The sequence below is a fragment of the Wolbachia endosymbiont (group B) of Horisme vitalbata genome, from assembly GCF_964028625.1.
Taxonomy (GTDB): Bacteria; Pseudomonadota; Alphaproteobacteria; order Rickettsiales; family Anaplasmataceae; genus Wolbachia.
Window position 1 is genome coordinate 697969 of the sequence record NZ_OZ034797.1, and the last position, 14946, is coordinate 712914.

10 protein-coding genes and 4 pseudogenes are annotated in these 14946 nt (G+C 33.8%); 1 reads left to right on the forward strand and 13 read right to left on the reverse strand.

Annotated elements, in window-relative coordinates:
- Positions 1-26 precede the first annotated feature (26 nt).
- The 9 genes and pseudogenes from clpB to gap all read right to left on the reverse strand — a co-directional run bounded on the left by clpB (position 27) and on the right by gap (position 9651).
- Entirely contained in the window at positions 27-2588 is a 2562-nt protein-coding gene (gene clpB / locus ABWU56_RS03420; protein WP_353281888.1) for an ATP-dependent chaperone ClpB, read from the reverse strand.
- A gap of 335 nt (positions 2589-2923) precedes the next feature.
- A pseudogene (locus ABWU56_RS03425) lies at positions 2924-3598 on the reverse strand (IS6 family transposase).
- 141 nt (positions 3599-3739) lie between these two features.
- Positions 3740-4924 carry a hypothetical protein gene (locus ABWU56_RS03430; protein WP_353281890.1) on the reverse strand — a complete coding sequence of 395 codons (1185 nt, stop codon included), beginning with the start codon at positions 4922-4924 and terminating at the stop codon, positions 3740-3742.
- 561 nt (positions 4925-5485) lie between these two features.
- Positions 5486-5638, reverse strand: a pseudogene (locus ABWU56_RS07480) (IS630 family transposase); the annotation flags it as partial.
- Positions 5639-5825: 187 nt separating this feature from the next.
- The gene (locus tag ABWU56_RS03440) at positions 5826-6137 is read right to left on the reverse strand and encodes a hypothetical protein (RefSeq protein WP_353281891.1); all 312 of its coding nucleotides are present in this window, start codon (positions 6135-6137) and stop codon (positions 5826-5828) included.
- A gap of 142 nt (positions 6138-6279) precedes the next feature.
- Positions 6280-7043, reverse strand: a protein-coding gene (locus ABWU56_RS03445; protein ID WP_353281091.1) for an IS5 family transposase whose coding sequence is annotated in 2 segments (ribosomal slippage) — positions 6280-6689 and positions 6689-7043 — 765 coding nt in all. Because the reading frame shifts where the segments join, the coding sequence is not laid out codon by codon here.
- Positions 7044-7063: 20 nt separating this feature from the next.
- A complete protein-coding gene (locus tag ABWU56_RS03450; protein ID WP_353281892.1) occupies positions 7064-7762 on the reverse strand; it encodes a hypothetical protein in 699 nt (232 codons plus the stop codon).
- A gap of 155 nt (positions 7763-7917) precedes the next feature.
- Entirely contained in the window at positions 7918-8676 is a 759-nt protein-coding gene (gene tatC, locus ABWU56_RS03455; RefSeq protein WP_010401503.1) for a twin-arginine translocase subunit TatC, read from the reverse strand.
- A gap of 3 nt (positions 8677-8679) precedes the next feature.
- Positions 8680-9651 carry a type I glyceraldehyde-3-phosphate dehydrogenase gene (gene gap, locus ABWU56_RS03460; protein WP_353281893.1) on the reverse strand — a complete coding sequence of 324 codons (972 nt, stop codon included), beginning with the start codon at positions 9649-9651 and terminating at the stop codon, positions 8680-8682.
- Between the two features lie 151 nt (positions 9652-9802).
- On the opposite strand from gap, the gene ABWU56_RS03465 reads away from it, so the two are divergent.
- Positions 9803-10132 carry a hypothetical protein gene (locus tag ABWU56_RS03465; RefSeq protein WP_064085722.1) on the forward strand — a complete coding sequence of 110 codons (330 nt, stop codon included), beginning with the start codon at positions 9803-9805 and terminating at the stop codon, positions 10130-10132.
- A gap of 246 nt (positions 10133-10378) precedes the next feature.
- Here the strand turns inward: ABWU56_RS03465 and ABWU56_RS03470 are convergent.
- The 4 genes and pseudogenes from ABWU56_RS03470 to ispG all read right to left on the reverse strand — a co-directional run bounded on the left by ABWU56_RS03470 (position 10379) and on the right by ispG (position 14945).
- A pseudogene (locus ABWU56_RS03470) lies at positions 10379-11707 on the reverse strand (IS4 family transposase).
- Between the two features lie 108 nt (positions 11708-11815).
- Positions 11816-12305: pseudogene (locus ABWU56_RS03475) on the reverse strand (hypothetical protein).
- Between the two features lie 27 nt (positions 12306-12332).
- Positions 12333-13487: an ankyrin repeat domain-containing protein gene (locus tag ABWU56_RS03480; RefSeq protein ID WP_264687224.1), complete on the reverse strand. Its 1155-nt coding sequence runs from the start codon at positions 13485-13487 to the stop codon at positions 12333-12335.
- A 177-nt stretch (positions 13488-13664) separates the two neighbouring features.
- On the reverse strand, positions 13665-14945 hold the full coding sequence (gene ispG / locus ABWU56_RS03485; protein ID WP_353281895.1) for a flavodoxin-dependent (E)-4-hydroxy-3-methylbut-2-enyl-diphosphate synthase: 1281 nt from the start codon (positions 14943-14945) through the stop codon (positions 13665-13667).
- Position 14946: the final 1 nt, after the last annotated feature.

Here is a 14946-nt window from a genome sequence, read left to right on the forward strand (position 1 = left end):
TTTCAAAACAAAAATACACAGCGAATCTAGATCTTTTTAACTAAGATTTCGTTACCAGAAGTATACACTATTAGCTCATCTCCTTCTACTATTTCCCCCGATAAAACTAACTTAGCTAGATTATTTTGAATGCATTCTTGTATTACCCTTTTCAGAGGCCGCACTCCATATTCAGGGTCATATCCAGTTTGTGCTATTAGTTCTTTAGCTTCTTGCGATAAACTAATACTCAGTTTACGCTTAGCAAGCATCTTTTGTAAATAAGAGAATTGAACATCTATAATTTTATCAATGTCATCTTTGGTTAAGCTGTGGAATATAATAATTTCATCCAGTCTATTTAAAAATTCTGGACGAAACGCTGACTTAACTATTTTCATCACCTCATCTTTCACAGATTCGGTAGCTCCTCTTAGCATCACCTCAGCACCAAGGTTAGAAGTTAGAATCAGTATGGTATTGCGAAAATCAATCAATTTACCGTGGCTATCGGTGAGCCTGCCTTCATCCAAGATCTGCAGCAATATATTAAATATATCTGGATTTGCCTTTTCTATCTCATCAAACAAAATTACCTGATATGGTCTTCTCCTTACTGCCTCAGTTAACCTGCCACCTTGTTCATAGCCAACATATCCTGGAGGCGCACCAATTAACTTTGAAACGGAGTGTTTTTCCATATATTCTGACATATCAAAGCGTAGAAGTGCTGATTGATCATCAAACAAAAATTCGGCAAGGGATTTTGCCAACTCTGTTTTTCCAACTCCGGTTGGACCTAAGAATAAAAATGAACCAAAAGGTCGATTAGTATCCTGAACACCAGAGCGGGAGCGCCTTACTGCATTACTTATCGCTTCAATTGCATCTCTCTGCCCTATTACTCTTTTTCCTATTTCATTTTCCATGTTAAGGAGCTTTTCCTTTTCACTATGTATCATGTTATCAACTGGAATGCCTGTCCATTTTGAAACAATATTTGCAATATCACTCTCAGTAACTTCTTTCTTTAGGAAACTATCAGTAACTTTTTCCTGATTTTTTAACTCATTTTCAAGTTGAGGAATCACACCATACATCAATTCCCCTGCCCTTCCTAAATTTCCATTACGCTGAGCCAGTTCCAACTCTTTTCTCGAGTTATCCAATTTTTCAGCTGTTTCTTGTATTTTAGCTATCTTATTCTTTTCCATCTGCCATTTACTGCTTAAGTCAGCAAATTTACTGTTTAGACTCTCAATTTCCTCATTTATCTTTTTTAAACGTTGCTTAGAGTTTTCATCACTTTCTTTTTTCAAAGCCTCTGATTCAATTTTTAGTTGTATAATCTTTCTCTCAAGTTCGTCAATAACCTCAGGTTTGCTATCCATCTCAATTCTTACTCTGCTTGCTGCCTCATCAATTAAATCAATCGCTTTATCAGGTAAAAATCTATCTGTTATATATCTATTAGAAAGCGTTGCAGCAGCAATTATTGCACCATCTGTGATTCTAATACCATGATGCACCTCATATCTCTCCTTCAAACCTCTCAGTATTGAAATAGTATCAGTTTCAGTTGGTTGAGAAATAAACACAGGCTGAAAACGCCTTGCAAGCGCAGGATCTTTCTCTATATGTTGACGATACTCATCTAAAGTTGTAGCTCCTATACAGCGAATTTCTCCACGCGCAAGAGCAGGCTTTAGCAAATTTGAAGCGTCCATTGCACCACTTGTTGCTCCTGCTCCAACTAAAGTATGAAGCTCATCTATAAATAAGATAACTTTCCCCTCTGCTTTTGAAATATCATTGATTACTGCTTTTAATCTTTCTTCGAATTCTCCTCTGAATTTTGTTCCAGCAATTAACGCACCTAGATCCAAAGCTAAAACTTTTGCATCACGCAAACCAAGTGGTACATCATTTGCAACAATTCTGTTTGCTAAACCTTCAACTATTGCAGTTTTTCCAACACCAGGTTCACCTATCAGTACTGGATTATTTTTTGTTCGCCTCAACGATACCTGCATAGTTCTTCTGATTTCCTCATCACGACCAATTACAGGATCAAGCTTACCTTGCATAGCAAGCTCTGTAATATCTTTTGTATACCTCTTTGCCGCATTTAATTTTTCCTCGCTATTTGGAGAGTCTGCACTGCCACCTTTTCTCATTTCTTCAATAACTGAATTTAATTTTTGCGGTGTTACACCACCTTCTGCTAAAATTTTACCTACAATTTCATCTTTTTGTGCAGCAAGGCCCTGCAGTAACCGCTCAACAGTAACAAATGTGTCTTTATTTCTCCTCGCAATACCAATTGAATCATCAAAAACTTTTGCTACCTCTCTTGAAAGCTGAAGTCCACCACTACCTGGTCCTCCAACCACTGGAAACTTTTTAATTGCACTACTCACAGCATCAGAAATATTCTGAACATTTCCACCACAAGCGCCTATCAAATCCTGAACTAAACCTGACTCATCTTCAAGCATTACTTTAAGTAAATGTTCAGGCATAAAAATCTGATGCCCAGCTCCCAATGCTTTCATTTGAGCGCTCTGGATTAGGCTTTTTGCTTTTTCGGTAAATTTATTCAAGTCCATAATACAAATTTAACTCATACTTGCTGGTATATATAACAACTACTTTCTCAATTTTAAACTTAAAGTCATTCATCAATAAAAATTTTCTAAGTTCATACAAAACAAGAAAAAGCAGATTCTCTACAAAAGAGAAAACTTATATTAAAATATTAATTTGTTTTAAAACTAAACTAATGTTAAGATATAAAGCATATAGCTTAATTTTTTTATAAAAGAGCAATGAATATCAATGATTTTAACATAAAGAACTTAACAACAATTTCTATAGTACAAGAAATAAAGAATGGCGTTAGGCTTGTTCCAGACATAATCAAACCTGGAATACAGGGTATATTTTAGGTTCTGTCGAATCTATAAACCATAGGAAAGAAGATCATTAAAGGTGGGATTATAGGAGTTATTAACATAGCAAAATTCTCAAAAGTAGAAACATTATTTAATAATTTGTCTTTTTTGAATCATACGAATATTTTCTATGCCTGTGATGGTAATCTTTGCGGAATGGAAGCTTTTAAACCCAAGCATTGGCTTTATTAGTTTTTTGATAAATCTATCAACAATATTATTTAGATATTTTATTTGAAGAACTGTAATCTTCAGAAATTTCTGCATTCAAATCATCAAGAGCAGCAGTATTACTGCCGCTTTTATCAATTACAATTTTCTCAGGAAGATAGTTACTCCTGAAGGCTTTACGAAAGAATGCAAGTGCTGCAGACTTGTCTCTACTAACACACAAGTCTACAGTATATAAATAAACCCATTTACCGTTTAATTTAATGTAAGTCTCTCCAACTACTACCAACCTGCTTCTTTCTTTTCCTTACTGCCTCATCTATCAGTGGTGATAACCCACCTTTGTAACGTAGCATTTTGCTCCCCTTATACTCATCATTTCTTCCAAATCTCGATAGCTCAAAGAGAATCGACATTTCATGTATACAGATAACATCCGCTGAAAAGCTAAATCCTTTGAAATATGGCAACAATTTTTGATTGATACGAAACATCTTTGCTTTTTTTTAGACAATTATATCATTCTTCTTTCTACTTCCCTACAAATGCGACAGAACCGAAAAACTTCCTCTTATGGCTGTAAAAATGTTATGATAAGAGCTAATTTTCATGAGTAGGGAAATACCCAAATATTACTATCTTTCACCTTTTCTCCCTTCAAATTTTTTAACCATTTCTTTTACACTTACATTCGTGGAAGGTAAATTTTTGCTGGCAAGATGGTTGATCGAAGATTTTTTATTCCCTACTGGAAATGAACGAGATTGTTTTCTCTTCACACTGATATCCGTTTGTGTTACTGAAGCAGTTTTGTTTTCAGCAGGCAACACGTTCTTTACTTGATTTCGCTCAAATCTTTCTTTTAATGCCTTTACTTTACTACTCTCGCGAGTCACTTCTTTTTTCATAGCAACTACTAGTACTTTTGGTCCATCAGCTTTTTTTGCTGATTCTTTACCATCTTGATTTTCAGATTTTAGTGGTAGTGTAGGTTTACTCTCAGCTGATTTTTCCACTACTATTTTTTGCTCTGTGCTTACTTTTTCGCCTAAATCTTTAGGCTTTGGTGGTACTGCAGGTTTATCTTTTTTCGGTTCTTGTCTAATTTTTTGATTGGCAGTAAACATTTTCTCTGGTACTGGTGGTACTCTTGGTGGTTTTGGTGGTGCAAGAGATTGAAGTTGTTGTTTCTTCCTATTTTCTCTTTTTGCTTCTATATGTTCTTTAGGAATTGTTGCATAAATCGGCTCCTCTTTAATTGATTGTAGATTACGCAAATCTTTTGTTAAAGATTTACTTTTTTCCTCTTGATAATTTGATATTTCTTCATACTCAGGATCTTCGTTTAATGAACCTCCATAACCTGAATCTTCTCGCTCATATAAGAGATTTTTCTTTTGCTGTCTATTTTCTAAATTTATTCCATATGACCTATATTTATCTTGACTTCTTTCTATTCGCTCTAAATCTGAAATTTTTTGAATAACATCTGTATATTCGATTGCTGTTCTAGCAGTTGAAGGAGGCAATTTATCTTTTATAAAATTACTTATATTCCTAATCGAAACATCTCTTCCTAATATTCTATTGAATATCCTAAAAATTAATGGCTTTTTATTTGCCTTCTTTACACAATTATTCAAGTCATCACGTATAACAAGTTTAGCTACATCTTCTGCCTTATCTGTAAAACCCTCTAAAGCATGAGATAAATCTGTTACTGTTTTACCATATTGTTTCTCTGAATTCCCTAGCTTTATAGCTTTGATCAGAGAATCGAGATTTTTTTTATAATCCTCACTTTTAAATGGATCATTCATACTAATTGTAATATTTTATTGAAATATAGATCTAAAATATTAAGATCTAGTGAATATTACTTTTTTAGTTCATATATAGCTATAGTTATACGGCGATAATGCGTAGCAGAATAACGATTTCGTCATTCTAGTATCTGCTTTTACCCCTTATCTAGGTGTGTAAAAGTGAAATCTAGTTTCGCTATATAACACAGTCTCATATAAGTAGCTTCTCGATTGAGAGTTGTCTTCTGCATTGAGCTCAACATTATTTACTACTTTTTCAGTAATAATTTCGGCAAACTCAGGAGAAAGTTCTTTTGCAGAAAATGCAGCATGTACAGCATTTTTAACAAAGAAACACGTAGCAAGTGCAAATACTGCTGTTGGTACATAGCACCAATATACTAAAAAAAGTTGTAGAAGCTACTAAAGTAAATATTGATTGAAGCATAATATACTGTTTATCAATGCCAACATATTCAGCCATCAATTTTCTAACTTTGTTATTGCTGCCATATGGCAAAAAATATCTTAATAAAAGCTGTTACACTATTACTAGCAAGATATCAATCACGCTCTATTGGATCTACATTTTGATTTAAAATCGCCTATTTTCTTGCACCTTTTTGCCATTCATAGAATGTTAACTTTAAACCTCTTGGCTACAAATGCTCTACTTTCCCCTACATCCAATGCTTTTTTCCTTAAATCATAACTATATGCTGCTGGCATTTATATCTCCTCGCTACTTTACCTATTCCATCATGTTCACACTATTAGGAAAAGAGCTATAATTTTCAACACTAACAAAACTACTTCCTAATCTTTTACGCAGCAACCTATAGAACTTAATGCTGTGAATATATGATCAACAAAAAAAACTTTGAGAAAAGGAAGAAGACTTCTTCCTTTCACTTAACTACGCTGTTATACTTGACCCTATACTAACTCCTTGCTCTACATTAGCTCTATCTAGATTCTTACTAGAATTTGACATTACATATGTAATACCACCAGCAACAAGTCCAGCTAATACAGCAGCAGCTACAGCTATACCAATTATAGGCAATACCGGTAATGCAGCACCAAAATACAATCCTAACCCAACTGCCAATGCAGCTATAACACCACAAACATTACCAATGATTATTGGTTTATTAGTAGTTTTTACTGTGTCTTTTTGGTCACTTTGCCCTTGATTGTGCAATATATTGCTAGTTTCCTGTTGCAATTTAATTTTGCCAACATTATCTTTACTTTCACAACTAGATATACTCTTTGCAAGTATTTTTAGCCAACCATCAATTTTAGCTTTTTGCTCTTCATCTTGCTCTTGATTTTTTAGTATTTCTAAGAACCTGTCTTGAAAGGAGTTAATTGGCTAATTTAGTAAGCATAGAAGTAATCATATTAAATAAGATATTGTTTTTTGAAGTAAGAGGAGAATGTTCGTAATCCTTGCTCATGCGTCTAAAATTGGAAAGCCAGGCAAAGGTTCGTTCTACAATCCAACGTTTAGGAATAACTTGAAATCCTGTATCAACCAATTTCTTGGTAATCGTTAGCAAACATCCAGTTTCCAACAAACATCGATTTTGTAATTTACCTTTATACCCTTGATCAGCAAAAAACCTACGTAATGTTGGAGCTTTGCATTTAGCTTGAACAAAAAGATTGGTAGCACCATCACGGTCCTGAATGCTTGCGCTGTGTACTTCTGCAGTAATTACAAGACCTAGTGTATCTACAATAATATGACGTTTTCTACCCTTTATTTTTTTACCGGCATCATATCCTCTTGATCCCCTTTTTGAGTCGTTTTCACTGATTGACTGTCAATTATACCTACTGAAGGTGTTTCATTTTTGCCAACCATTTTTCTTACCTCTTTTACTAGCATGTCATGTATTTTTTTCAATTTTCCATTATTACGCCACCTGAGAAAATAGTCATACACCGTTTTCCATGGAGGAAAATCTTTTGGTAGCATTCTCCACTGGCAACCACCCCTCATTATGTACCTTATTGCATTAATAATTGTTCTTATGTTATGTTTTCTTGGTCGTCCTATCGCTCCTTGTGCAACATAGGGCTCTAAAATTTCCCATTCCTTGTCACTTATATCACTTGGATACAACTTACCCTCCTATTTTTTGCTTACCTCATCATACTCTTTTCTTCATTACCTTTCAAGACAGGTTCTAAAATATTCTTGGTTTTGTTAAGATGATCTTTTTTTATACTAGCGAAAACTTTTTCTAACATATCATTATCTTGAGCTACATCTATAATAGCTTTAATACTTTTCTGACTAACTTCCTGATTAGTAAGATTTATAGCACAGCTAAGCGGTGTTAGAGTATGTTCTTGATCATCTGAAAGCCTGATCTTTATATTCTCAGTAGTAAGAACTTTTTCTAATAACTCTTTATCTTTTTTGGCTATATTTAGAATAGTGTCAATGCCTATCTGATTATTAAGAATTATAGCATAGGCAAGTGGTGTTAAAGTAATTTCTTGACCATTTGAAAACTTGATCTTTATATTCGCAGTAGTAAGAATTTTTTCTAATATACTATTTCTTTTAGCTACATCTAGAATACCTTGAATGCTTTCCTGTTGTTTTTGATTTATAACAAAGCCAAGCAGTGTTAGAGTATGCTCTTGATCATCGCAATTAACACATTTCACATGAGTAAGAACTTGCTCCCAATCCTCTTTTGCTGGAATGTCTTCATAAATAGCACAACTAATATCTTCGTAAAGATCATTAATATTATCTTGATTTCGTATTGTAGTCTTTAACTTATCATATAATCCTTGTTGTGTTTTGTTTAACTCTTCATAACTTAGCATATCAAATTCTCCTATTCAAAATAATAATATACTTTAATTATTATATATTTAAGCAAACAAGTCAATAAATCAATAAAATGCTGTGGTGCCAAAAACACTCAAACAAGAAAAAGTGCTCCGGTGCTCATTCTTTGTTTATAAATAATATTCTTAATTCAATCCTTTGCTTTCTTCTCAATATATCTACATATTAGGATAGACAGCTCATATAATACCAACATTGGAATTGCAAGCCCTACTTGGCTTAGTACATCAGGTGGAGTTAAGATTGCAGCAATAATGAAAATTACCACTATCGCAATTCTGCGTTTATTTGACAAACTTTGTGCAGTGATTAGCCCTACTCTCACCATTAAGGTTAGTATGACTGGAATTTGAAATGCAGTACCAAACGCAAACATGAATTGAAGAACAAGGTCTAAATATTCACTAACTGATGGCATAAACTCTATTGGTATACCGAAAGATTTACCGCTATGTTCAAAAGCAATAAAAAATTTCCAGGCTAGGGGAAATATGTAGTAGTAAACTACAGCGGCTCCCGTTACAAACAAAACCGGTGTTGCAATTAAGTATGGCAATAACACTGCCCTTTCTCTTTTATATAAGCCAGGTGCTAGAAACATATAGAATTGCCATGCAAACACAGGAAAAGAAAACAACAGTGCACTCATTATTGCAACCCTGAGATATACAAAAAACGCTTCTGTTAAGTCTGTATAGATTAGAGAAAAATCATTGCTATCTTTTGTAACTTCTATTAAAGGTGCAAGTAAAAAGCGGTATATATTTTCTTTAAAGTAGTAACAAAACCCGAAGGTAACACAAAAAAATAGAAAGCAAAAAATAACCCTTTTTCTAAGTTCCGCAAAGTGCTCATAAAATGAAGCATATTTTTGTGAGTTTTCGTTCATACTTTACAATAAAGCTATATCTAACATTCTCAGTGAAAAAGCCCATTCATTATCGTACCACGCTGCAACTCTACAGATATCACCTGTGACATATGTACCAGCTAAATCCACAATTGCACTATAAGGGTTATGGACAAAGTCTATTGAAACTAAAGGCTCGTTACATACGGAAAGCACATGATTTGCTGAATTCTTAAACATTTCATTTATTTCTCCAGCTGTTACCTTCTTACCAGTCGTAAATTTAAAATCAACCATAGAAACGTTGCTAACCGGAACTCTAATAGCAGTACCATCTAGCTTACCCTTTAACTGAGGAATGACAGAACCAATTGTTTTTGCTGCTCCAGTTGTAGTTGGCACCATAGAAAGGCCACAAGCTCTTGCCCTACGTAAGTCTCTATGGTTGCCATCAAGAATATTTTGATCATTCGTATAGGCATGTATAGTGGTCATAAAACCGCTTTTTATACCTAAATTGGAGTGTAAAACGTGTACAATCGGAGCCAGACAGTTTGTAGTACAAGAACCTGCTGAGATCACTTTATGCTCCTTTTTTAGCATATCGTTATTTACGCCGTAAACTACAGTTACATCAGCATCTGAAACTGGAGCAGAGACAATTACTCTCTCTGCATTATGCTTTGCTGCTTCCGCACGCTTGTTGAATGCACCAGTGCATTCAAGCACTACATCAACATTCCAAGGAATATTTTCAGGGCTACGTTCTCTATATAAAGAAAATTTCCTGCCATTTATAGATAGCCAATTTTCAGACTCGTTAAAATCAATATCGCCGTTAAATTTGCCATGAACAGAGTCATATTTAATCAAATGTGCATGCTGCTCAGCACTGAGCGACCCATTTACCGCCACAACTTCTATTTGCTCGCTATAGTTTTCTACTTCAAAAATAGCACGCAATACACTTCTGCCTATTCTACCAAGACCATTAATTCCTACACGAATTGTCATTTTTCCATCTTAAAAGTTTAATTATAGAGGATATTGCCTGATATTTCATTCTATTCTTTTAGCTGTTAATCCTAATGTTATAATATATTGATTGACTAAAGAAACTGTATCACTTAATTAATAATATCTAAATTTTAACTTGGAGTAGGTTATGCATGGATTACCAATGACAAATTCAGATAATCAGTATCAGCAAAGAAAAATAGAAGCATTGCAAAAAGAAAATAAAGGACTGTCAGAAAAAGTGAAAACACTACAGAAAATGTCAGTGCTGCACAATGAAATGCTAGTAATGCTACAGTGGAAATCAATACCAGAGAAACTGCGCACAGAAATATTAAAAAAACTGCTAGAAACACCTCAAGAAGCAGCAGCATTTCAATTAGAAGAAAGAGATGAAGATCAGCAAGTAATAGAAGACATACTGGATATGCAAGAAGAATTTGAATCTTCACAAAATTTGGAAATGCGGGAGTGTTAAATAAACCATACGCGTCAAGTTAAGGAAAAGTGGTATAAGGAAGAAAGGAAACGAAAAAAAACTATTTTATATATTAAGTAATAAAGTTATTAATTTATAGATTCTTCTGAAAAAATCATCTTCTTCTAGATAAGAACTCCCTAAAAAAATAAATGTAACAAATAAAATGCCCATCTCAAATGTTGCTATATTTCACGATATTTCCTTAACTTGACGCGTATGGTTAAATAAACCATACGCGTCAAGTTAAGAGATTGTGAGCAAATTTAGAGAAGTTAAGGTGGATACTCTAGTTTTTCTGTACTTGTCTTTTAATGAAAACTGCGACCAAGTTATGGTAAGCTTTTTGAGAAAAATATTTAAGCCTTTAATTTTATTATTTAGTGCTAAAAATAACTCTCTAACCCGTCTTTTTAGCTCAATAAATGCCTTTGTTAAGCTAAGCTCCGTATTTTTTTTCAGTTCTGTGCAACCCACTATTCCATGAAATATAAGAATTGCACACAATTTGGCATATAGCTCACATAATACTCTGTATGGCTTTCCTCTCAGCTTATCAAGCCTTATATTACTCTTATATAATTTGAACAATAATTCAATTTGCCATCTTATTCGGTAAACTACTAGTATTTGCTCAGCATTAATCTTACTTTTTGGAACATTAGTTATAAATATCGACCAATTTAGTAACTTTTGGTTCCTTTGAGAAGATGTGTATCCATGTGATCTTGCTAACCTATTAGCCTTTCTTCTTCTAGCCATAGCTTGTTCTTCAGTTAGTTTTTTAAATATAATTCTTACTTTAACCCTTGTCTCTTTTCCTCACAATACCTCCTGTTCTAGAAAAGATCGATCTCCCAAATGTTCTAGTAAATCTATTTTTTGACCTGTCTCTATATCATATATGTTAGTATCGGATTTATAACGACTTATGAAATAAGCTCCTATTTCATTGATTTGTTTAAAAGAACTTGGCACAAAATAACCCAAATCAGATATTAGTAAATCGTTGTTCGATATATTGCTTAAATGGCTTCTATAACCCTGATCTGACCTTATTCCCTCAGTTATATTAAGCTGGTCTAATGTCTGGTTTAGGTAGTCAAAAACTAATTGTAACTTTATTCCAGACTTAGTATTGCTTTCATAACCACTGTAGCTGGTACCATAACCTTTATACATTTCTTCCATACTGTTAGGTAAGCTAATGTAGCTGCTGTCTAATAATTTAACACCTCCAAAGTGCTTCAAGATTCTGCAATCAACTTGTAAGGTATTTTTAAGTAACGTTAAAGATTCATTATACATTCTTTTCATAAATTCCACTGCTTCCTTGGTAAATCTAAAGTCCAGACCTTGTTTTGTTATATTTATCGAGTCTTCATTCAATAATTGACACACTGTCTCTATACTACAATTATCAACCCCTATATTACCCAAAACGATGGCTTTTATGAACGACGAGCCTTTTAGCTTCCTCTTTCTTTTTATGAACCCTGTTGTAGCTGAGATTTTATCTGCTTTTTCATTAAAAAATTCTTTGAGCTTTTTTGAGATGCAAACTATTCTTTTCATTGTATAAGTTCTCCGTTTTCTTTGTTAGATTTAAGAGAACTTATATCTTTTTTTTCTCTTCCTTACACTAAGTTTATTACCACAGTTCCTTAACTTGACGCGTATGGTTTATTTAACACTCCCAACTTGTCCGGGAATTGATAAACTCAAGCATATTTCTCTCCTTAACATAACTCTACTCATAGCCAGATATATGAAATTTTCAGTGAGTAAATCTTATTCTTTCGATAGTCTTCTATTCCTAAAGCAAAAGTCCTTTCTACAACCCACCTTCTTGGCTGTACTTTAAACCCCTCATTGGTAGTAGCTAAGGCGGTGTGTCTTTGTTGACTTAGAACCTACATGAAGGCCTTTTGACAATCTCAATATCCATACCATATTCTTCCTTTATATGATTTTTTAAATTTTCTCCTTGGTATCCCACCACATAGTAAATACCGCCATTTACACCTGTACACAATACATAGAAAATTGCTTCTAATATTTCTCTTTTGCTATACTTTGACGACCTTCCTCCTTTCCTGTATGATACTCTGGAGTAGCTTTCTATTCTTGTCCATTCCCTTTGACTTAGGTCTGCTGGATGCTTTTTTCTCATCTTTACCCAGCACTAAAACTTTAGATATTATAGCCTTTTACTAATCTCTGGACAAGCTCTAGCTTCGGTAAACTCAGTAGAAGGTTCTTTTGCAAAAAATGCAGCATGTACAGCATTTTTAATAAAAAAACATGCAGCAAGTGCAAATATTGCTGTCGGTACATAGCGCAAAGGAGAAGCTATACTAAAAAAAGTAGCAGAAGCGACGATTAAGCAACAACAAGTCAGTATCGTTTGATCACGTAGATAACGTCTATCAACTCCACCGTACTCAGCCATCAACCTTTTAACTTTATCATTGTTACCGTATGGCAAAGTAAGCGTTTTAATCCAATTCATTATACCATTATTAATGAAATATGGAGCATACTCTATAACTCTGGAGCCATTAACCTTCTGATTAGGATCTGCACCATACTTTAGAAGCAACTCTACATATTTTTCGCGTTTATCGTTGTCAAAATTGATTGCTTGATATAATGGACCTCGATCATTTTTATCTAACATATTAGGATTAGCACCATATTTCAAAAGTATTTCCATAGTATGATCATCATAACACAAAAACGCTTCAAACAACGGATTTTTACCATTTCTATCTACCATATTAGGATCAGCACCATATTGTAACAATAACTCTACAATTCTGCTGTCATCGAGAACCATATAATAGTGTAACGAAGCTTCATTATGTAATAGCTTTATATTAGGATCAGCACCATTTTCTAAAAGAAGTTTCAGAATACTATAATTTCTTGAATCTAAAGCAATAGATAATGGAAAGTAAATATAAATTTCTTCATTGATGTAATCACCAAATCTTTCATCTTTACCATTTTTGAATTTGGAAAAAAGCTTTTTAAGAAACGCTATATCCTGATTGCGGATAGCCCAATATAAGTAAAACCTCAAATCTTCAGGCGAATTAATTCCATTTAAATTTTCGTCAGTTAGATTTGTAACCTCTTCTATATTTTTCTTAGTGAGAAATTCATATGCAGAACCTAGCTGCTTAAATTTCTCTTCATTTTGTTTCTTCACAACCTCATTTTTACCTGAATGTTTATCAGGATGATATTTCAAAGCTAATTTTCTATAAGCTGATTTAATTTCTTGTTTACTAGGCTCATCACTTGATTCAAAACCTAATATTTTTAAAGCTTCGTCTCTTTGTATGGTCATAATGTTTCTTTAATAAATTTATATATATAGTTTATTATATAATATCTATGATATAAAATCAAGTAATTCCCGATAATCTAGAAAAGCAAATTTTTCCATTAGCTGGTTTTTAGAAAAATTTAATCCCCTCTAATAAAATTCATTTTTCACATCAGATTTACAGTAATCATGAACCTGTCACGTGTAATGCTTCTCCACATAATCACTAATAATTGCCTTAAATTCTTCAAAAATATTATCACCTTGTAAAGTTTTGAAATATTTGCCGTCTTTGTAGACTGCTGAAACAGGTTTTTCTCCATACCCAGGCAGGCTGATCCCCAGATTTGCATGTTTGCTCTCTCCAGGACCATTTACTATGCATCCCATAACAGCAACTTTCATATACTCTACACCAGGATTATTTTTCTTCCATACCGGCATATGAGTTTTTATGTAGCCATTTACTTCCTCAGTTAATATACGAAAACGATCGCTACTTGTGCGTCCACAACCAGGACATGAACTCACCTGAGGGTTAAAGTGACGTAAACCTATAGACTGTAGTATTTCCTGACATACTACCACCTCATTAGTGCGTGATTCACCAGGGCGCTGAGTTAAAGAAGCCCGGATAGTGTCTCCAATACCATTTTGCAATAAATAAGTAAGCCCTGCTGTGGTATTTACTACGCCTTTGTTACCCATACCAGCTTCGGTTAAACCCAAATGCAGCGCATAATTGGAAGATTGTGCAAGTGCCGTATAAACTAAAATTAAATCTTGCACTCTACTGACTTTACATGAAATGATTATTTTCTCTGCATTAAGGCCAATCTTTTCAGCTTTTTTTGCACTACCAAGAGCAGACATTACAAGCGTCTTACGTAATATAACATCAGAAGTTTTTGGATTACTAGACAAGGAGTTTTCATCCATTAATTTTTGTGAAAGGTACTTATCAAGACTACCCCAATTTACTCCAATTCTGACAGGAAGATCATGCGTTATTGCATACTCTATAATTTTTTCAAATTTTTCATCACGTTTATCACCAAAGCCTATATTACCTGGATTTATCCTAATTTTACCCAGAATTTTAATGTTGTCTGGATAATCCTGAATCAGCCTGTAGAGCTCATATTGTCCACAGCCTACTAATATCTTACCATCAAAGCCTTCTTTATTTATTTCCTCTACTATATAAGGTATTGCTTTTGCTACTTCCTCTGAGTTCAAAGCAATTCGCACCAATTCTGAACCTGCATGCGCTAGTTCTATTACTTCTTTTGCATATTTCTGAGCACTACTTTTTATGTTGTCAGAATCTATATGTGCACCAAGTGCCATGGATTGAACAACTATAGGATTATTTCCACCTATCTTCACTTGTCCAACTTTTACAGTATGAGTTTTATGCCTGGAAACCGGCGATGACTCATATGCATCATCACTCAATGTCAGGTCTCTATCTAGCATA